Origin of the sequence: Micrococcus sp. HMSC067E09, assembly GCF_001812555.1 — a bacterium.
GTDB lineage: Bacteria > Actinomycetota > Actinomycetes > Actinomycetales > Micrococcaceae > Micrococcus > Micrococcus lylae.
The window spans coordinates 123,914-142,443 of sequence record NZ_KV809452.1 but is presented as its reverse complement, the minus strand read 5'-3'; the positions used below and the strand labels follow the sequence as shown (position 1 = coordinate 142,443).

The 18,530-nt window shown below is 72.5% G+C and carries 18 protein-coding genes; 14 read left to right on the top strand and 4 right to left on the bottom strand.

Going from position 1 to position 18,530, the window contains the following annotated elements:
• The first annotated feature begins 145 nt into the window (after positions 1-145).
• The 7 genes from HMPREF2863_RS10050 (at position 146) to HMPREF2863_RS10025 (ending at position 8,719) form a co-directional block, all read left to right on the top strand.
• Complete coding sequence (locus HMPREF2863_RS10050; protein ID WP_067188835.1) at positions 146-916, top strand: ABC transporter ATP-binding protein; 771 nt, start codon at positions 146-148, stop codon at positions 914-916.
• Positions 907-2,658 carry a Tat (twin-arginine translocation) pathway signal sequence gene (locus HMPREF2863_RS10045; RefSeq protein WP_245232031.1) on the top strand — a complete coding sequence of 584 codons (1,752 nt, stop codon included), beginning with the start codon at positions 907-909 and terminating at the stop codon, positions 2,656-2,658. Before HMPREF2863_RS10050 ends, HMPREF2863_RS10045 begins: the two co-directional genes overlap by 10 nt.
• 89 nt (positions 2,659-2,747) lie before the next feature.
• Positions 2,748-3,089 (top strand): DUF3039 domain-containing protein, encoded by a 342-nt coding sequence (locus HMPREF2863_RS10040; RefSeq protein WP_067188833.1) that lies wholly within the window; start codon positions 2,748-2,750, stop codon positions 3,087-3,089.
• Positions 3,090-3,101: 12 nt separating this feature from the next.
• A complete protein-coding gene (locus HMPREF2863_RS10035; RefSeq protein ID WP_067188831.1) occupies positions 3,102-4,895 on the top strand; it encodes a DEAD/DEAH box helicase in 1,794 nt (597 codons plus the stop codon).
• Positions 4,896-5,133: 238 nt separating this feature from the next.
• The gene (locus HMPREF2863_RS11620) at positions 5,134-6,069 is read left to right on the top strand and encodes a DUF2599 domain-containing protein (protein ID WP_141756421.1); all 936 of its coding nucleotides are present in this window, start codon (positions 5,134-5,136) and stop codon (positions 6,067-6,069) included.
• Between the two features lie 80 nt (positions 6,070-6,149).
• Positions 6,150-6,527, top strand: a complete 378-nt coding sequence (locus HMPREF2863_RS10030) for a hypothetical protein (RefSeq protein WP_070639794.1) — start codon at positions 6,150-6,152, stop codon at positions 6,525-6,527.
• Positions 6,528-6,841: 314 nt separating this feature from the next.
• The gene (locus tag HMPREF2863_RS10025) at positions 6,842-8,719 is read left to right on the top strand and encodes a heavy metal translocating P-type ATPase (protein WP_371327632.1); all 1,878 of its coding nucleotides are present in this window, start codon (positions 6,842-6,844) and stop codon (positions 8,717-8,719) included.
• 132 nt (positions 8,720-8,851) lie between these two features.
• Here HMPREF2863_RS10025 and HMPREF2863_RS10020 read toward each other — a convergent pair whose 3' ends face one another.
• The 3 genes from HMPREF2863_RS10020 to HMPREF2863_RS10010 are packed head-to-tail and all read right to left on the bottom strand — an operon-like array spanning position 8,852 to position 11,606.
• Entirely contained in the window at positions 8,852-9,532 is a 681-nt protein-coding gene (locus tag HMPREF2863_RS10020) for an AAA family ATPase (RefSeq protein WP_246828876.1), read from the bottom strand.
• 32 nt (positions 9,533-9,564) lie between these two features.
• Positions 9,565-10,242 carry an isochorismatase family protein gene (locus HMPREF2863_RS10015; protein ID WP_070639788.1) on the bottom strand — a complete coding sequence of 226 codons (678 nt, stop codon included), beginning with the start codon at positions 10,240-10,242 and terminating at the stop codon, positions 9,565-9,567.
• Positions 10,243-10,253: 11 nt separating this feature from the next.
• Positions 10,254-11,606, bottom strand: a complete 1,353-nt coding sequence (locus HMPREF2863_RS10010; RefSeq protein WP_256388821.1) for a nicotinate phosphoribosyltransferase — start codon at positions 11,604-11,606, stop codon at positions 10,254-10,256.
• A gap of 91 nt (positions 11,607-11,697) precedes the next feature.
• Here HMPREF2863_RS10010 and clpS point away from each other — a divergent pair, with 91 nt between their 5' ends.
• From clpS to HMPREF2863_RS09975, 7 genes are read left to right on the top strand one after another with little or no spacing between them, the layout of a single operon-like run.
• Positions 11,698-12,015, top strand: coding sequence for an ATP-dependent Clp protease adapter ClpS (clpS, locus tag HMPREF2863_RS10005; protein WP_067188861.1), 318 nt, complete (start codon positions 11,698-11,700; stop codon positions 12,013-12,015).
• A 4-nt stretch (positions 12,016-12,019) separates the two neighbouring features.
• Complete coding sequence (locus HMPREF2863_RS10000; protein WP_067188823.1) at positions 12,020-12,847, top strand: DUF2017 family protein; 828 nt, start codon at positions 12,020-12,022, stop codon at positions 12,845-12,847.
• On the top strand, positions 12,844-13,791 hold the full coding sequence (gene murI / locus HMPREF2863_RS09995; RefSeq protein ID WP_067188821.1) for a glutamate racemase: 948 nt from the start codon (positions 12,844-12,846) through the stop codon (positions 13,789-13,791). The genes HMPREF2863_RS10000 and murI overlap by 4 nt, the downstream gene beginning before the upstream one ends.
• The gene (locus tag HMPREF2863_RS09990) at positions 13,788-14,603 is read left to right on the top strand and encodes an MBL fold metallo-hydrolase (protein WP_067188819.1); all 816 of its coding nucleotides are present in this window, start codon (positions 13,788-13,790) and stop codon (positions 14,601-14,603) included. The genes murI and HMPREF2863_RS09990 overlap by 4 nt, the downstream gene beginning before the upstream one ends.
• Positions 14,604-14,625: 22 nt before the next feature.
• Positions 14,626-15,381 carry a ribonuclease PH gene (gene rph, locus HMPREF2863_RS09985; protein WP_067188817.1) on the top strand — a complete coding sequence of 252 codons (756 nt, stop codon included), beginning with the start codon at positions 14,626-14,628 and terminating at the stop codon, positions 15,379-15,381.
• Positions 15,378-16,085 (top strand): non-canonical purine NTP pyrophosphatase, encoded by a 708-nt coding sequence (locus HMPREF2863_RS09980; protein ID WP_067188815.1) that lies wholly within the window; start codon positions 15,378-15,380, stop codon positions 16,083-16,085. The genes rph and HMPREF2863_RS09980 overlap by 4 nt, the downstream gene beginning before the upstream one ends.
• Positions 16,082-17,218, top strand: a complete 1,137-nt coding sequence (locus HMPREF2863_RS09975) for a 3'-5' exonuclease (protein WP_067188813.1) — start codon at positions 16,082-16,084, stop codon at positions 17,216-17,218. Before HMPREF2863_RS09980 ends, HMPREF2863_RS09975 begins: the two co-directional genes overlap by 4 nt.
• Positions 17,219-17,308: 90 nt before the next feature.
• On the opposite strand, the gene HMPREF2863_RS09970 is transcribed toward HMPREF2863_RS09975, so the two are convergent.
• A complete protein-coding gene (locus HMPREF2863_RS09970; RefSeq protein WP_067188811.1) occupies positions 17,309-18,460 on the bottom strand; it encodes an ADP-ribosylglycohydrolase family protein in 1,152 nt (383 codons plus the stop codon).
• Between the last annotated feature and the right edge of the window lie 70 nt (positions 18,461-18,530).

Genomic DNA, 18,530 nt, shown 5'->3' with positions numbered 1-18,530 from the left:
CGACGGCCGTCGGCCTGCCGAGGCGGGCGGCCGTCATCGTGCCCGGCGGGGCCGAGACGACGGGGAGGCGAGGCTCCGGTGAACACCCTGATCTCCGTCCTGAGACGGAGTCGGCGGAGGCTGTGCGCCCGCTAGCGTGGACGCCATGCGAGCAGAGAACGCCCCGGACCCGGACTTCGCCCTCGTCGCCCGAGCGCTGACCAAGCGCTTCGGCGACCGCCTCGCCCTGCAGGGTCTCGACCTGGACGTGCCCGCCGGCTCGTTCTTCGGCGTCGTCGGCCCGAACGGCGCCGGCAAGACGACCGCCCTGTCCATGGCCACCGGCCTGCTGCGGCCGGACCACGGCCGGGCCTGGATCCACGGGGTGGACGTCTGGCAGCGGCCGCGCGAGGCCAAGTCCCGCGTCGGTGTGCTCGCGGACGGTGTGCGCACCTTCGATCGCCTCTCCGGCGCCCAGCTGGTCACCTACGCCGGGCTGCTCCACGGTCTGGACGCGGACGTGGTGGCCGCACGCACGGCAGACCTGCTGCGGGTCATGGATCTGGCCGACGCCGGCCGCAAGCCCGTGGTGGACTACTCGGCCGGCATGACAAAGAAGGTGCTGCTGGCCGCGGCCATGGTCCATGCCCCGGACGTGCTGGTGCTGGACGAGCCGTTCGAGGCCGTGGACCCGGTCTCCGCCGCGAACATCCGGGACATCCTGCACAGCTACGTGGAGCGCGGCGGCACCGTGATCGTCTCCAGCCACGTCATGGACCTGGTGCAGCGCATGTGCTCGCATGTGGCCGTCATCGCCGAGGGCAGGCTCGTCGCCTCCGGCACCGTGGACGAGGTCCGAGGCGGCCAGGACCTGGAGGAGCGGTTCGTCGAGCTCGTCGGTGGCCGCCACGCCGGCGAGGGGCTGGCATGGCTGTGACCGGCACCGACCGTACCGACGGCGTGCCTGCAGCACCGGACGCAGCGGCCGGCCGGGCCGGCTCGGGCACGGCAGCACGCTCCCTCGGCCCGGACGGCCGTCGCGCCCCCGAGATCGGCCTCGGCCGGGCGGTCGGCATCCTCGTGCGCCTGCGCTGGGCCCTGATGGTGTCCGGCTGGCGCCGCTCCACCGCCACGTTCGTGTTCAGCATCATCGGAGTGCTCTACTTCGGAGGCCTCACCCTGCTGGCCTCCGCGGCCGTGGTCTTCGCCCCCGCGCCGGAGTCGATGGCCCTCCGCGCCGCCGTGACCACCCTGTTCTGCGCGGGCCTGGTGCTCGGCTGGTCGCTGGTCGCCCCGTTCATCACGGGCGTGGACGCCACCCTGGACCCGCGCAGCTTCCAGCCCTACCCGATCCGCCGCCTGCCGCTGGTCACCGGTCTGCTCGTGGGCACGCTCACCACGCCGCAGGGTGTGCTGACCCTCGTCTTCGCGCTCGCCGTGGGCGTCTCCTGGCGGGACCACCCGGCCGCCCTGCCCTGGGGCCTGGCCGGCGGCGTCCTCACCGCGGCCACCGCGCTCGCCCTGGCCTACGGCGTCACCGCCGTCCTGTCCTCCTACACCGGGCAACGGCGCATCCGGGACATCGTCTCCGTCCTGGTCTTCATCCCGCTGATGCTCGGCGGCGTGGTCCTGAACCGGATCGTCGACTCCTTCGACCAGCTCGTGGCGCTGGCCGAGCCGGTCGCCGCGGTGCTCGCCTGGACCCCGTTCGGGGCCGCCGGCGCCGCCGCCGGCGCCGCGGCGTCGGGCGCCCACCTGACGGCCGCCGTCCACCTGGCGGTCGGCCTGGCCTGGCTGGCCGCCGCCGTCGCCCTGTGGGCGTGGGGCCTGCAGCGCACGGTGGAGCCCGTGGCGGAGGTGGGCGGCCGTCGTCGTGCCTCCTCCGGTGACGCGACGGCCCGGGAGCGGCCGCTGCGCTGGATCGGCCGTCCGGCCACCGGCCCCGTCACGGCGATCGCCGCCCGGTGCCAGCGCTACTGGTTCACGGACCCGCGCTACTCCGCCACGCTGGTGGTGGTGCCCCTGTTCGCCGTGCTCCTGTGGTTCCTCGGCAGCCGGGGCGACGTCGGGAGCGGACCGCTGATCCCCACGATGCTGCTGCTCGGCCCGATGATCGCCTGGACCATGGGCGTGGCGGTCTCGGCGGACATCGCCTACGACCACACCGCCTTCCACCACCACGTCACCGCCGGTGTGCGCGGCGCGGACGACCGCTGGGGCCGCGTGCTGGGCATGGGCGTCCTCGGCGTCCCGGCCACGCTGTTGGGCGCGGTGGGCTCCGTGGCGCTCTACGGGATGTGGGACCACCTGGCCGTGGTGCTCGGCGCCTCGGTCGGTACGCTGGCCTGCGTCACCGGCATGGCCAGCCTGCTCTCGGCGCGCCTGGTCTACGCCGTGCCCAAGCCCGGCGACTCACCGTTCGCCACGCCGCAGGGTGCCGGCATGCGGACCGTGGTGGTGCAGATGGCCTCGCTGCTGCTGTCCCTGCTGATCACCCTGCCGATCACCGCGTGCGTGGTCGCCTACCTGCTCCTGGGCATGACGGCGCTGTGGGGCGCGGTCACCCTCGCTGTGGGCCTGCTCTGGGGTGGGGGAGTGCTCCTGCTCGGCGTGCGCCTGGGCGGGCGTTGGCTGGACCGCACCGCTGCGGAGACCTATCAGACGGTGGCGCGGTTCTGAGCGCGCACTGCACGCAGCCCGGGCGGCGCGGGGGACCCACGTTCCACACGGGCGGTGTCCACCTCCGGCGGGGTCGTAGAATGTCCGGCATGACTCTCCCCGGCGAACCGAACCAGAACGATCCGCTGTCCACCTCCGGCGGCGGCACCTCCGTGCTCGAACGTCAGGAGCAGGAGCAGCTGATCGAGCCGGGCGACCACGAGCGCTTCGCGCACTACGTCCGCAAGGAGAAGATCATGGAGTCCGCCATGACCGGCGAGCCCGTGATCGCGCTCTGCGGCAAGGTGTGGGTGCCGGGTCGCGACCCGAACAAGTTCCCGGTCTGCCCGCAGTGCAAGGAGGTCTACGACGGCCTGCGTGACCCGCAGGACGGCGGCGACGGCGGCTCGGGCGGCGGCAAGCGCGGCTGGTTCGGCAGGAACAAGGGCTGATCAGCGGCACGCATGTCTGATCGTCAGGATCCCGCGGCACTGTTCCACGTCGGCGAGGACCTGCCCCCGGCCATGCCCGAGAGGGCGGCCTGGGGCACGGCGCCGAAGCTGCGCCAGTGGCAGCAGGAGGCCCTGGAGAAGTACCTCGCCGCCTCACCCCGTGACTTCCTCGCCGTCGCCACCCCCGGCGCCGGCAAGACCACCTTCGCCCTGCGCGTGGCGAAGATCCTCATGGACTCCGGCGCCGTGCAGCGCCTGACCGTCGTCGCGCCCACGGACCACCTGAAGCGGCAGTGGGCGGACAACGCCGCCCGTGTGGGCCTGGCGATCGACCCGAACTTCAAGAACGCGGACGGTCGCCACGGTGCGGAGTACCGCGGCGTCGCGCTCACCTACGCCCAGGTGGCGAACAAGCCGATCCTGCACCGCAACCGCACCGAGGCCGCCAAGACCCTGGTGATCCTGGACGAGATCCACCACGGCGGCGATGCCCTGAGCTGGGGCGACGGCATCCGGGAGGCCTTCGAGCCCGCCACCCGGCGCCTCGCCCTGACCGGCACCCCGTTCCGTTCGGACACCGCGACCATCCCGTTCGTGGAGTACGCCGAGGGTGCGGACGGCATCGCCCGCTCCAAGGCGGACTACACCTACGGCTACGGCCCCGCGCTGCGGGACCACGTGGTGCGCCCGGTGATCTTCATGGCCTACTCGGGCCAGATGCGCTGGAAGACCTCCACCGGGGACGTGATGGAGGCCCAGCTCGGCGAGGCCGCCTCGAAGGACATCACCAACTCGGCCTGGCGCACCGCGCTGAACCCGGAGGGCGAGTGGATCCCGGCCGTGCTGCGCGCCGCGGACCGCCGTCTCACCGAGGTGCGGCGCAACGTCCCGGACGCCGGCGGCCTGGTGATCGCCTCGGACCACGAGGACGCGCGTGCCTACGCCGCCCAGCTGGAGGCGCTGACCGGTCAGAGGCCCGCGGTGATCCTCTCGGACGACAAGGGCGCCTCGGACCGCATCGAGTCCTTCTCCGCGTCGGATGAGCGCTGGATGGTGGCCGTGCGCATGGTGTCCGAGGGCGTAGACGTGCCCCGCCTGTGCGTGGGCGTCTACGCCACCAACACCTCCACCCCGCTGTTCTTCGCCCAGGCCGTGGGCCGCTTCGTGCGCTCCCGCAGGCGCGGCGAGGTGGCCTCCGTGTTCCTGCCGTCCGTGCCGCATCTGATGCTGCTGGCCAACGAGATGGAGGTGGAGCGCGACCACGCCCTTGACCGCAAGACCGGCCAGGAGGTGGAGATCGAGGATCTCGCCGAGGCTCCGGAGGAGGACCTGCTCGCCGAGGCCAACCGCGCCGAGTCCGCCTCGGACACCCTGAACCGCCAACAGTTCCAGGCGATGGAGTCCCAGGCCAGCTTCGACAAGGTCCTCTTCGACGGCGGCGAGTTCGGCCTCGGCGGCGCCGTGGGCTCGGAGGAGGAGCTCGACTTCCTCGGCATCCCGGGCCTGCTGGACGCGGACCAGGTGTCCGAGCTGCTGCGCGCCCGCCAGGCCGAGCAGCTCAAGCGCAAGCCGAAGGCCACGGCGGCCCCTCCGCAGGAGGTGGTGGACCACCGGCGGCTGAAGGAGCTGCGCTCCGAGCTGTCCAAGACGGTCTCGGCCTGGGCGGCCCGCACCGCCACCCCGCACGGGGTGATCCACAACCGCCTGCGTGAGATCAGCGGCGGCCCGGCGGTCGCCCAGGCGACCCAGGCGCAGCTGGAGAAGCGTCTGGAGACCCTGCGCGGCTGGTTCGTCGGCCGCACCTGAGCCGCCCCCGGACGAACCAGGTTCTCGGTGGGCCCCATCGATCGGAAAGTGTGGACGAAGGTACTATCCCTCCCCCAGCGAAAGACCTGTACGATTTCCATCATCTCCGGTCTCGCGGAGAATGGGAATCGTTGAAGGAGCGCTATGAAGGCTGCAGCAGTTGGGGGGGGCGCTAGCACTTGTGGCTAGCGGCCTGACTGGTGGAACTGTTAATGCGGACGAGAACGCACAGATCAGGATGGATGCCACTGCGGCCGTAATGCGGGCAAGCCCGACTCTGGAAGACGCCGGTGTAGTGGCCCGTGAGGGCCATCCGCTCGTCAACCCGACGGCAGCCAGGAACGGCATCGAGGCAACATTGGCCACCGAGGACGGGGGTGCTGCCAGACTCGAATCGATGGACGGTAGAACCCCAGCACTTGAGCTGGATCTGGTCGGTTCTGATGAGTTCATCGGCGCGGCTATCGATGGCGACTACGGAGTGGTTTCGTACGAGCATCCAGATGGATTCTCCTATGTTCCAGTACTGAGGGAAGATGCCACAGTGCAGGCTCATACGGTGATAGAAGAAGCTGACGCGCCCACGGAGTTTACATACGATATCTCGGTGCCTACCGGTGGGGAGCTGGTAATTTCTGGCGACTCTGTCTTGATTCTCGACGCCGATGAGCAGATGGTCGGCGGTGTGGCACCTGCATGGGCCAAGGACGCTGACGGGCGGGATGTGGCAACACATTATGAAGTGGACGGAAACCAGTTGACTCAGGTAGTGGAGCACCGGGGTGCCGCCTACCCCGTTGTTGCGGACCCTTGGCTGGGTAAGAACTTGTTTGGACATGTTTACACGGACTGGACCCATGGCGCCATGAGGGTCAATGCCAACCCTTCGGCATGGGGGAAGTTGGTCTGGGCCGGGGTAGGTGTTCCCGGCGGGCCGGCTGGAGGGCAGGCGGTTCTCAACACTTACGGGTGGCTCGAAGTATGGAGCCGAGGCGCTGACGTACGCCGAGCCCTGAATAAGGACAGCATGCGACAGCAGTTCGAGTGTCACGCACTCGGGTCTCCGTTCGCGGGTGAGTGGAACCTTGAGAAGTGGCGGCCGAACAGAACTGTTCACTGGTCATACGGTGTTGCGATCCACCGTTGCAACTGGAAGACGGCAAACCGGTACTGACGCGACGGAAGAGGTTGACAGTGCAGGAAATCCACAACCCCTCGGCCGCACCTCGTGACCGTGGTAATGGGCGCAGGAGGATGGTGGTCATTGGTGTCATCGTCGCCCTCGCCATGTTGCTGGGAGCGGGCGCGTGGTGGGGGGCAGGATCCTTCGCTGCGAGGGGATCCCACCTGGCCGATCTGATGGCCAATTTCCACGATGACACCGAACTGCGTCCGCGAAGTGTCACGAGCGATGTCTGCCCCGATGAGGGATGCCGTGACGCCTGGCGGACTTCCGTGGGGACTTACCTCGAGTTCGAGGATGCGGACGAGGCCCGTCGGCTCAAAGAGATCCTCGGTGACGATGCCCGTGTCAACGATCGCGTCGTGCTCGACCTCACGGGAGTGGAACTCGACCGTCGACAGATGGAGCGTGCCGTCGATCTCCTCTTCGCCGACGAAGACTGGAGCTGACGGATGTGAGTGTGGTCGCTGTTCCACCTGCGGACCAGCAGAGGGGGTCGTTGATCGTCGAGGCCGTCCGGTCCTCGTTCGTCGGCCGCACCTGAGCCGCCCCCTGCTGGCTTGACGACGACGGCCGCCCACCGCGGGCGGCCGTCGTCGCCTCCGGTCGGGGCCGGCCCGTGTCGGCGCTGAACGGAGGCGGGGCAGGCATGCCTCACCTGCGTGGCACCGGGGCGCCTGCTGGGCGACGATGGAGGCCACAGGAGCAAGGAGGCCCCGCAGCCATGTAGCGCATCACCGGCATCGTCCGCCACTACCCCTGGGTGGTGGCCACCGTCATCGTCTTCGTCCTCACCCTCGGCCTGCACCTGGCCGGGGCGGAGGACCCCGCCCGCTGGATCGCCTCGGCGTATGCGCTCGTGGTGGCGGCCTGGACCTCGGTGGGCATGGTCAAGGACCTCATGCGCGGGCACTGGGGCGTGGATATCCTTGCCGTCACCGCGATCGTCGCCACCGTGCTGGTGGGGGAGTACCTCGCCGCCGTGCTGGTCTGCCTGATGCTCACCGGCGGAGAGGCCCTCGAGGACTACGCGGCCGGCCGGGCCCGGCGCGACCTGTCCGCCCTGCTGGACCGTGCCCCGCAGCACGCCCACCGCCTGAGCCCGGACGGCTCCGTGGAGGACGTCTCCGTGGAGCAGGTGCGCCCCGGGGACCGCCTGCTGGTCCGCCCCGCGGAGGTCCTGCCCGTGGACGGCACCGTGGCCTCCGCCGAGGACGGCGGCGAGATCGCCGTGGACCTGGACGAGTCCTCGCTGACCGGCGAGTCCCTGCCGGTCACACACCGCCCCGGCTCGACCGTGATGTCCGGCGCGCTCAACGGCACCCGTGCCTTCGTGCTCGAGGCGACCGCCTCCGCCGCGGACTCGCAGTACGCGGTCATCGTCTCCCTCGTGAAGCAGGCGGCCGAGTCACGCGCCCCGATGGTGCGCCTGGCCGATCGCTACGCCGTGCCGTTCACCGCCGTCGCCTACCTCATCGCAGGCCTGGCCTGGTGGCTGTCCCAGGATCCGGTGCGCTTCGCCGAGGTGCTCGTGGTGGCCACCCCGTGCCCGCTGCTGATCGCGGCCCCGGTGGCCTTCCTCGGTGGCATGTCCCGTGCCGCCAAGTCCGGTGTGATCGTGAAGTCGGGCGGGACCATCGAGGCCCTCGGCTCCGTGCAGACCGTGGGGTTCGACAAGACCGGCACGCTCACTGCCGGCCGCCCCGAGCTGGTCGGTGTGCGCCCGGCCGCCGGCTTCGCCGAGGACGAGCTGCTGCGCCTGGCCGCCTCGGCCGAGCAGTACTCGGTCCACGTGCTCGCCGACGCCATCCGGGCCGCGGCCGAGGAGCGCGGGCTGTCCCTGACGTCGTCCCAGGACGCCACGGAGGAGGCGACGAACGGCGTCGTGGCGGTGCTCGAGGGACGCCGGGTCGTCGTCGGCAAGCGCGCCTACGTCACCGAGGCCGCGCCCGACACCGTCGCCGCGGACCTCGCCGCCGGCCAGTCCGCCGTCTACGTGGCCGTGGACGGGGCCTTCGCGGGCGTGCTGCTGCTGGCCGACCGCATCCGCCCCGAGCCCGCCGCCACCGTACAGGCGCTGCACCGCCTCGGCGCCGGCAAGGTCCTCATGCTCACCGGCGACGCCGAGGCCACCGGACGGCACATCGCCGGCGAGGCCGGCATCGACGAGGTCCACGCGGACCTGCTGCCGGCGGACAAGGTCCGCGTGCTCTCCGAGCGCCCGGAGCGCCCGGTGATGATGGTCGGCGACGGCGTCAACGACGTTCCCGTGCTCGCCGCCGCGGACGTGGGCGTCGCCATGGGCGCCCGCGGGTCGACCGCCGCCTCCGAGTCCGCCGACGTGGTGCTGCTCGCCGACGACGTCTCCAAGGTCGCCGTCGCCGTGTCCACCGGCCAGCGCACCCTGCAGGTGGCGAAGCAGTCGATCTGGGTGGGCATCGTGCTCTCCCTGGGTCTGATGCTGATCGCCGCCACGGGCGCCATCCCGGCCCTCGTGGGTGCACTGTTCCAGGAGCTGGTGGACGTCGTGGCCATCGTCAACGCCCTGCGTGCCATGAAGCCCGGCCCGCGCGAGGCCGAACGGCTCGGTGACCTCCCCGCGACCGGCGCGCAGGGTCGGCGGCATCCGGCTGCGGCCTGAGCCGACCGCCGGACCCCTGCCCTACGCAGACCGACGGCCACGCACCCGAAGGTGCGTGGCCGTCCGAGACCACCCGGGCCAGACCCACCCGGCGACCGCCGTCGATGGCGGTGACCACGGCGGCGAAGCCCGTCAGAGGTGGCGCAGGTACCGCTCGGGGCCGGCGAGGAAGCGCCGCCAGTGGTCCACGGTCTCCCACTCCTCCCAGCGGGTCTCGCGCAGGCCGTGGTCTCCGGCCTCGAGGATCCGGGCGCCGGGCAGGGCGGCGAGCACGGGGGAGTGCGTGGACAGCAGCACCTGGCAATCCTGCTCCACCCGCTCCAGGAGGAAGGCGGTGAGCGCGAGGCAGTTCTCGAAGGACAGCGCGGACTCGGGCTCGTCCAGGACCCAGAGCCCGCGCACCCCCGCCCGCTCGCGGCAGAAGGCGAGGAAGGACTCGCCGTGGCTCATCTCGTGCAGGCGGGAGCCGAGCGAGACGCCCTCCAGGTGCGTGAACAGCCCGTGCATGGCCTCGGCACGCAGGAACACGCCGCCGCGCGGGGCCCCGGCGCCGCGGGTGAGCTGCAGGTGCTCGGCCAGCGGGGACTCGGTGACACGGGTGGAGTGGCGGACGTGGTGGGTGCCGCCCTCCGGGTTCAGCCCCGCGGCCGCGGCGATCGCCTCGACCAGTGTGGACTTGCCGGCACCGTTCGGGCCGACCAGCACGGTCGCCGGGGACAGGTCCAGTCCCTCGTCCAGCACCTGGGCGACGGTGGGGACGGTCGCCGGCCACGCCGAACGGTCAAGACGCCCTCCGAGGGCGTGCTCGGACACCCTCCGCACGGGCAGGGAGGGGCCGAACGGGGTCACGAGGTCGCCAGGATCGCCCCGGCGTCCTTCATCTCCTCCAGCGCGGCCTCGGCGGTGTCCTCGGCCACGCCGGCCACCAGGTCGGTCAGCACGGTGACCTCGTAGCCGTTCTCGATGCCGTCCAGCACCGTCGCCTTCACACAGTGGTCCGTGGCGATGCCCACCACGGTGAGGGCCTCCACGTCCTGGGAGCGGAGCCACTCGTCGAGCGTCTCGGCGCCCGGCTCCACGGCGTCGGCCGCGGCGCGGGTGGCACCGTAGGGACCCACGCCGGCTTCGGCGCCCTCACCGGAGCGGACCTCGTCCGGCTCGCCGAGCTGGCCGTCGAAGCCGGAGTACGAGGCCGAGTGCAGACCCTTGAGGAACTGGGCGTCCGGGCGGACCTCCTCCATGTCCAGGTCCGCGTGCAGCTCGGCGCCGGCCGTGCCGGCCACGCAGTGCACGGGCCAGGACACGGAGAAGTCCGGCTCTTCGCCGGCGGCGGCGAAGTGCTCTGCCGGGTCCACGTGCCAGTCGCGGGTGGCCACCACCACGTCGTACTCGTCGCGGCGGTCGGCCAGGTGCTCGGTGATCGCGGCGGCCACGTCGGCGCCGTCGGCGGTCGCAAGGGATCCGCCCGCACAGAAGTCGTTCTGGACGTCCACGATCACCAGGGCGCGGGTCAGCTCGGTCATGGCGGTCCTCCTCAGAATTCCTGGAACAGGGTGGGGATGGCGGGCTCGCCCGCCTGCAGGCGTCCCACCGAGGCGGGCAGCTCGGCGAGGGAGGCCCGGTGGCGTTCGGCGGCACGGGTGACGGCCTCGGGGCCGGTCCAGCCGGCCTGCAACTCGCCGTCCACCACGAACTCGTGCAGCAGCGGGCGGTCGTCCGCGTCGGCCTCCGGCGAGCGGTTGACGCCCACCAGCTCGGCGACGGCGCGGCCGCGGGTGTCCCGGCGGCGGGCGGCGTCCTTGCGGCCGCCCAGGGAGGCCTTGCCCTTGGAGGCCTTGGCCACGTCCACCCATGCGCCGTCGTCGTTCTGGCGGGCCACGAGTTTGTAGACCATCGCGGCGGTCGGCGCCCCGGAGCCGGTGACCAGGCGGGTGCCCACGCCGTACGAGTCCACCGGGGCGGAGCGCAGGTGGGCGATCGCATACTCGTCCAGGTCCGAGGTGACCATGATGCCGGTCTCCGTGTTGCCCAGCCCGTCCAGCAGCTCGCGGACGGAGTGGGTCTGGGAGACGAGGTCGCCGGAGTCGAGCCGGACGTTCTTCAGGGCCCTGCCCGCCACGTCCACGGCGGTGCGGACGCCCTGCTCCACGTCATAGGTGTCCACGAGCAGGGTGGTGTCCGCGCCGAGGGCGGCCACCTGCGCCTCGAAGGCCGCGCGCTCGGAGTCGTGCAGCAGGGTGAAGGAGTGGGCGGCGGTGCCGCCGGTGCTGAGCCCGTAGCGGCGGGCCGCCTCCAGGTTGGAGGTCGAGGCGAAGCCCGCGATCACCGCGGCGCGGGCGGCGGCCACGGCGGACTCCTCGTGGGTGCGGCGCGAGCCCATCTCGATGCACGGGCGGCCACCGGCCACCGCGGTCATGCGGGAGGCGGCGGAGGCCACGGCGGAGTCGTAGTTCATCACCGAGAGCAGGAACGTCTCGAGGATGCAGGCCTCAGCGAACGTGGACTCGACCTGCAGGATCGGCGAGTGCGGGAAGTAGGCCTCGCCCTCGGCGTAGCCGATGATCGTGCCGGAGAACCGGAAGTCGGCCAGCCATTGGAGGGTCGCATCGTCCACCACCTTCGTGTCCGCCAGATGGTCCAGTTCGGCGGTGCCGAAGCGGAAGCGGGACAGGCCCTCGAGGATGCGGCCGGTGCCGGCCACCACGCCGTAGCGGCGGCCGTCGGCGAGGCGGCGGGTGAACAGCTCGAACCGGCTCCTGCGCTGGGCGGTGCCGGCCGTCAGGGCGGCCTGCAGCATGGTCAGCTCGTAGTGGTCCGTCATCAAGGCCGTGGTGGTGTGCCACGGCTCGCGCTGCGCGGTGTCCTGGTGGAGGTCGGTGTGGTTCACGTGAGCCACCCTATGCCACGGTGTGGCAGGCTCCACGGTCCGTTCCGCCCCCGTCCCCGGGAACACGGTGAGTAGGATGGAGCCCATGTCGATGACGGAATCCGGTGTCCCCGGCCCCCGTGGCGCCGCCGACACCGCTCTGCTGGAGCGCCCGGATCCGGCCGCGCTCGCGGACCGTCCGTGGAACGTGGTCGTCTGGGACGACCCCGTGAACCTGATGAGCTATGTGGCCTTCGTCTTCCGCAGCCACTTCGGCTACTCGGCAGCGAAGGCGCACTCCCTGATGATGCAGGTCCATGAGAACGGCCGCGCCGTGGTGGCGCGCGCCGGCCGCGAGACGGCCGAGCGTCACGTCAGCGCCATGCATGGCTTCGGGCTGTGGGCCACCCTCGAAGAGGCGGAGGGCTGAGACCGTGGCCGAGGGATTCCGCTGGACACGGCGCGGCTATCGGGCGCGTCTGGAGCCTGCCGAGGCGCGCCTGCTGCGCGGCCTGTTCAAGGATGTGGCGACGCTGCTGAGCGGCCGTCGCGACGACGCGGCCGAGGACTCCGCCGCCCCCGCCCGGGACGCCGCGTCCACGGCGCCTGTGCCGGGCCGCCCGGACGAGGGCACGACGACGGCCGCCGACTCCGCCTCGGAGGACGCCTCCTCGTCGGAGCAGACCGGGGACGAGCCGACGGACGGCTCCGGTGCGGACGGCGCCTTCTGGTCGCTGGTCTCCGGCCTCAGTCTCGGCGCCGCCACCCGCCAGGCCCCTGCCGATCCGGCGCTGCTGCGCCTGCTGCCGCCGAGCTTCGGCTCGCCGTCCGGGACCGGCGCGGACGACCCCGGGAAGGCCGCCGCAGACGCCCAGCGGGACGCCGAGCACCGCGCGGACGCCGAGGACCTGCTGATCGACGCGAAGCTCGCCGACGCCGAGCGTGCCCGCGAGCTGCTGCGCTCCACCGAGCTGCGCCTGGACGACGCCGAGGCCCTGGCCTTCAGCCGCGCCCTCAACGATGTCAGGCTCGTGCTCTCCGCCCGGCTCGGGATCACGGACGCGCAGTCCGCCGCCCGCGTGCACTCCGTGGACGACTGGAAGCACGCCGCGGACGAGCAGTCCGCCATGGCGCTGCTGTACAACTTCACCTCGTGGCTGCTCGAGAGCCTCATGGACCAGATGCTGCGCGGCCTGCCCGAGGACGGCCGCGAGGACGTGCCCGGCGCCGAGGATCCGGACGCCGGAGAGGACATCCGATGAACGCCGCCTCCGCCGGGCCCACCGCCGCCGCGCCGATCGGCATCTTCGACTCCGGCGTGGGCGGGCTGACCGTGGCCCGCGCGATCATGGACCAGCTGCCCCACGAGCCGCTGATCTACGTCGGCGACACCGAGCACGCCCCGTACGGTCCCCGTCCGATCGCCCAGGTCCGGGCGCTGGCGCTCGGCATCATGGACGAGCTCGTGGAGGCGGGGGTGAAGGCGCTGGTGATCGCCTGCAACTCGGCCTCGGCGGCCGTGCTCCGGGATGCCCGCGAACGCTACACCGGCCGCTACGGGATCCCCGTGGTGGAGGTCATCCAGCCCGCCGTGCGCCGCGCCGTGGCGGCCACCCGCAACGGGCGCATCGGCGTGATCGGGACCCAGGCCACCGTGGGCTCCCGCGCCTACGAGGACTCCTTCTCCGCCGCGCCGCACCTGGAGGTCGTCTCCTCGGCGTGCCCGCGCTTCGTGGAGTTCGTGGAGGCCGGCATCACCGCCGGCCCCGAGCTCATCGAGACCGCTGAGGAGTACGTCGCCCCGCTCAAGGCCGCCGGCGTGGACACGATGGTGCTCGGCTGCACCCACTACCCGCTGCTGACCGGCGTGCTGTCCCTCGTGATGGGGGAGGACGTCACCCTGGTCTCCTCGGCCGAGGAGACGGCCAAGGACCTGTACCGTGCCCTCGTCCAGCACGGGCTCGGGCACCCGCACTCCGCGGCCGGCGCCGCCCAGGCCGTGGACCACCGCTTCATGGCGACCGGCGACCCCGAGCAGTTCCAGACGCTGGCCCGCCGCTTCCTCGGCCCCGAGGTCGGGGCCGTCCAGCACATCGACACCGTCCGTGAGCGGTACCCCACCGGGGTCCTCGCCCAGATCACGCCCGAGATGATCGAGCGCAGCCGACGCCGGCCGCCGGTCACGAGGGAGGAGCCCACCGCATGAAGCTGACCATCATCGGAGCCAGCGGGTCGTTCCCCGGCCCGGGGTCGCCCGCCTCCTGCTACCTCGTCACTGCGGACGGCGTGGCCGAGGACGGCGTCACCCCGAAGACGTGGCGCATCCTGCTGGACATGGGCAACGGCTCCCTGGGCACCCTGCAGCGCTACATCATGCTGGAGGACCTGGACGGTGTCTGCCTGTCCCACCTGCACCCGGACCACTTCATGGACCTGTGCGGCCTGCACGTGGCGGTGCGCTGGAACCCGGACGGCTGGCACCGCGGGCGTGTCCCGGTGCTGGGCCCGACCGGCACCGCCGAGCGCATCGCCGTGGCCTACGGCATGGACCCGGAGCCCGGCATGCACCCGGACTTCGACTTCACCACGTGGGAGCCGCTGACGCCGGCCCGGCTTGGCCCGTTCCGCATCACGCCCCACCCGGTGCGCCACCCCATCGACGAGGCCTACGCCCTGCGCATCGAGGTGGACGAGACGGACGCGGACGGCTCCGCCACCACCCGCGTGCTCACCTACTCGGGGGACACCGACGAGTGCGACGGCCTCGTCGAGGCCGCCCGCGACGCCGACCTGTTCCTCTGCGAGGCCGCGTTCCACGAGGGCCGCGACGACGCGATCGAGGGCGTGCACCTCACCGGCCTGCGCGCCGGGCGTATGGCCGCCCGTGCCCGCGCCAGGCGTCTGCTGCTGACGCACCTTCCGGTGTGGAACGACCCCCAGCGGGCCGTGTCCGAGGCCGCGCAGGCCTATGACGGACCCCTCACCGTGGCCGTCTCCGGCATGAGCTACCGCGTCTGAGGCGAGTCCTAGACTGGTGGGCATGACCGCTGCTGACCAGAACCACACCCGCCCGGACGGACGCGCCGTCGACGAGCTGCGCCCCATCACCATCACCCGGGGCTGGTCCCGGCAGGCCGAGGGGTCGGCCCTGATCGAGTTCGGGAACACCCGTGTCCTCTGCACCGCCTCCTTCACCGAGGGTGTGCCCCGCTGGCTCAAGGGCGAGGGGACCGGCTGGGTCACCGCGGAGTACGCGATGCTCCCGCGCGCCACGGACTCCCGCAGCACCCGCGAGTCCATCAAGGGCAAGATCGGCGGCCGCACGCACGAGATCTCGCGGCTCATCGGCCGCTCCCTGCGCGCCGTGATCGACATGGACGCCCTCGGCGAGAACACGATCGTCCTGGACTGTGACGTGCTGGACGCAGACGGCGGCACCCGCACCGCCAGCATCACCGGCGCCTACGTCGCGCTCGTCGAAGCCGTCGAGTGGGCCCGCCGCGAGGGCCACGTCAAGCGCGAGGCGAAGGTCCTCAAGGACTCGGTCTCCGCGATCTCCGTGGGCATCGTGGACGGCGTGCCCGTGCTGGACCTGCCCTACGTCGAGGACGTCAAAGCGGAGACGGACATGAACGTGGTGGTCACCGGCTCCGGCGACTTCGTGGAGGTCCAGGGCACCGCCGAAGGCGCCCCGTTCCGCCGTGAGGAGCTGGACACCCTCCTGGACCTGGCCCTGTCCGGCACCGCCGAGCTGGCGCAGATCCAGGCCGAGACCCTCCGCGGGGAGCGGGCATGAGCCGAACCGCCCCCGCCGGGACGGAGCACGGCGTCCCCTCGGGAGCCCGCCTGGTCCTGGCCACCCGCAACGCCGGCAAGGTCCGCGAGCTGCGCCAGATGCTCGCCGCCGCCATGCCGGAGCTGGATGTGGAGGCCGCCGTGGTGGACGCCGCGGCCGTCGACGCCCCGGACGTGGTCGAGGACGGCGTGACGTTCTCCGCGAACGCCCTGAAGAAGGCCCGCGCGGTGGCCTCGGCCTCCGGCCTCATCGCCGTGGCGGACGACTCCGGACTGTCCGTCGACGTCCTCGGGGGCGCCCCGGGGATCTTCTCGGCCCGGTGGGCAGGCCGCCACGGGGACGACGCCGCGAACCTCCGCCTGCTGCTGGACCAGCTCGCGGACGTGCCGGCCGAGCACCGCGGCGCGGGGTTCGTCTGCTGCGCCGCGCTCGCCGTGCCGGGCCCGGCCGGCGCCGACGGGGCCCGTGAGATCGTCTTCGAGACCGTCGCCGAGGGGCACCTGCGCGGCACCCTGCTCACCGCGCCGGTGGGCGACGGCGGCTTCGGCTATGACCCGATCCTCCAGCCCGAGGGTCGGCAGGTGTCCACCGCACAGCTGTCCGCGGAGGAGAAGAACGCCATCAGCCACCGCGGCGAGGCGTTCACCGCGCTGCTGCCGGCCCTCGTCGAGGCCCTGCGTGCCCAGGAGGAGCACACCACATGAGCGCCCCGTCGTCCTCCGCGCCCGTGCCCGGGCTGGACTTCACGGCGATCGACTTCGAGACCGCCAACGGCTTCCGCGGCTCGCCCTGCTCCGTGGGAGTCGTCCGCGTGCGGGACGGGGCGATGGTGGACCGCGCCTCCTGGATGATGCGGCCGCCGCTGGGCTTCGACCGCTTCGACCCCCGCAACGTGAGGATCCATGGCATCACCGCGGAGCAGGTCGCCCGTCAGCCGCGCTTCGCCGAGGTGTTCGAGGACCTGCGGGCCTTCTGCGGCCAGGACGTCCTCGTGGCCCACAACGCGGGCTTCGACGTCGGCGTCATCGAGTCCGCCCTCGAGGTGTCGGATGCGGACGTGCCCCCGCTGGAGTACGCGTGCACGCTCATGCTGGCCCGCAAGGCCTACGACCTGCCCAGCTACGCGTTGCCCTCGGCCAGCCGCGCCGCCGGCTTCGTGCCCGGCCGCCACCATGAGGCGCTCGCGGATGCCGAGGCCTGCGCCGCGATCCTGATCGACGTCGGGCGCCGTGCCCATCAGGACGCCGCCGGCCCGGTGCCGGTCGCCCACGTCCTGGGCGCCCACGGCCTCGAGGTCGGCCGTCTCGCCGGCCACCCCCACGGCCGGGGGCACGAGTCCCGCCCCACCCGTCAGGCGCGGGACATGAAGGACGTCTTCGACGCCCGGGTGCCGCTGCGCTCCGACCGCTCCATGCCGGACTTCATGCGCTGGCCGGAGGAGGGCGTGAACACGCCGGCCAACCCGGACGCGTCCCCGCAGAACCCCCTGTTCGGGCACGTCGTGGTGTTCACCGGCGGCATCGGCATGTCCCGGCAGGAGGCCAAGGACCGGGCGGCTGCGCTCGGCGCGCAGCCCTCCTCCCGCGTCAGCGCGCGCACCACCATGCTCGTCATCGGGGACGGCTTCTGCGCCGAGGATCTCGTCCTCACCGCCAGGGAGGCGGACGGCTCCGGCGCCCCGGCCCGCGGCGCGGACCGCGTCACCACCACGGCCCTGGCCCACCGCAAGACCCGCGACGCGCTGCGCCGTCGCGCGGCCGGACAGCAGATCGCCCTGGTCTCCGAGCCCGAATTCCTCCAGATGCTCGGCGGGAACTGGCCCCCGGCCGCCCGGTGATGCCGGCGGGCCCGCCACGGGCTCGACGACCATCGGCACCGGTGGCCGGCGCCAGGCGGGCAGCCTCCTGACGGAAGACAGCCGACGTCGTCAGCTGGTGGCGGCCACCCAGCGTTCGGCGGCCTCGACCACCACGTCACGCTCGGCGATCCACTCCGGCACCGCGTCGGCCAGCGCCGCCACCGGGACCCCGTCGGCCGACTCCACGCCGAACACCGCCATGCCGTGGGCGGCGCCGAGCAGCTGCCCGGCCAGGGAGGCGGTGGAGTCCGAGTCGCCGTCGTGGTTCGCGCCGATCCGCAGGGCCAGGGCCAGCGCGGCGGCCGGGGTGTCCGTCGTCCGCTCGGCCACGAGTGCGGCGTAGACGGCGATCGCCAGCGCCTCCTCGGCCACCCAGCCCTCGCCCAGCCCCACGGGGAGGTGCCCCGGGGCACCCAGGCGCGTGCCGTCGTCGTCCCCCTCCGCCGTGACGGCCAGCTGCCGGGCGAGCTCGAGGGCGGTGAGGGACTCGGCTGCGTCCTCGCCCTGGGCGGCGAGCCAGGCACGGCCGGTCTCCACGGCCTCGGCCAGGGTGCGGCCGGCGAAGAGCGCGTCCACGATCAGGGCGAAGGCGGCCGCGGAGGTCCAGGCGGTCGGATGCCCATGGGTGAGCACGGCACCCTGGCGGGCGAAGGACGCCACATGGGTGTCCGGCAGGCCGGGGACCATGCCGTAGGGCGCCGAGCGCATGATGGTGCCGCACCCCTTGGAGGCCGGGTTCTTCGGGTCCGTGGGCACGCCCATGCCGGGCTCGGCGAGGCCGGACAGGCAGGCGTTGCCGGGGGTGCGGCGCTCGTGGAGCTCGCGGCGGGCATCCAGCCAGGTGTCCTGTGCCGGGGGAGCACCCTGTGGCAGGGCGCCGGTCTGGGTGCGGTGCCAGCGCAGGCAGGCCAGCCAGACGCAGGCGGCGGCGTCGGCCATCTGTCCGCGGTTCTGCCATTCGATCCACTCGCGCAGGCCGTCGGACACGAAGAGGGTCATCTGCGTGTCGTCGGAGATCGGCAGGTGCGCCACGCCCAGGCGCTCGAGCAGCTCGGCCGGGGTCCCGAGGCCCGTCGGGCCCCAGGCGGACACGATCGCGTCGGCGCGGTCGAACTCCACGGTGTAGCCGTAGGCGTCTCCGGCCGCCCCGGCGGCGAGGGTGGCCAGGACGCGGGCGGGATAGTCGGGCAGGCGCGGGTCGGCGAGGGGCTCGGCGGTCATGCCTCCATGCTAGTGAGCGCCGGCTGTGCACAGCCCGCCCTTATCCTGTCCGCAGGCCTCACTAGAGTGA

Bases quoted from the DNA above. Each gene is read 5' to 3' on its own strand.
- HMPREF2863_RS10050 (WP_067188835.1), top strand. From the start codon at position 146: ATGCGAGCAGAGAACGCCCCGGACCCGGACTTCGCCCTCGTCGCCCGA.
- HMPREF2863_RS10045 (WP_245232031.1), top strand. From the start codon at position 907: ATGGCTGTGACCGGCACCGACCGTACCGACGGCGTGCCTGCAGCACCG.
- HMPREF2863_RS10040 (WP_067188833.1), top strand. From the start codon at position 2,748: ATGACTCTCCCCGGCGAACCGAACCAGAACGATCCGCTGTCCACCTCC.
- HMPREF2863_RS10035 (WP_067188831.1), top strand. From the start codon at position 3,102: ATGTCTGATCGTCAGGATCCCGCGGCACTGTTCCACGTCGGCGAGGAC.
- HMPREF2863_RS11620 (WP_141756421.1), top strand. From the start codon at position 5,134: ATGGATGCCACTGCGGCCGTAATGCGGGCAAGCCCGACTCTGGAAGAC.
- HMPREF2863_RS10030 (WP_070639794.1), top strand. From the start codon at position 6,150: ATGGTGGTCATTGGTGTCATCGTCGCCCTCGCCATGTTGCTGGGAGCG.
- HMPREF2863_RS10015 (WP_070639788.1), bottom strand. From the start codon at position 10,242: ATGACCGAGCTGACCCGCGCCCTGGTGATCGTGGACGTCCAGAACGAC.
- clpS (WP_067188861.1), top strand. From the start codon at position 11,698: ATGACGGAATCCGGTGTCCCCGGCCCCCGTGGCGCCGCCGACACCGCT.
- murI (WP_067188821.1), top strand. From the start codon at position 12,844: ATGAACGCCGCCTCCGCCGGGCCCACCGCCGCCGCGCCGATCGGCATC.
- HMPREF2863_RS09990 (WP_067188819.1), top strand. From the start codon at position 13,788: ATGAAGCTGACCATCATCGGAGCCAGCGGGTCGTTCCCCGGCCCGGGG.
- rph (WP_067188817.1), top strand. From the start codon at position 14,626: ATGACCGCTGCTGACCAGAACCACACCCGCCCGGACGGACGCGCCGTC.
- HMPREF2863_RS09980 (WP_067188815.1), top strand. From the start codon at position 15,378: ATGAGCCGAACCGCCCCCGCCGGGACGGAGCACGGCGTCCCCTCGGGA.
- HMPREF2863_RS09975 (WP_067188813.1), top strand. From the start codon at position 16,082: ATGAGCGCCCCGTCGTCCTCCGCGCCCGTGCCCGGGCTGGACTTCACG.
- HMPREF2863_RS09970 (WP_067188811.1), bottom strand. From the start codon at position 18,460: ATGACCGCCGAGCCCCTCGCCGACCCGCGCCTGCCCGACTATCCCGCC.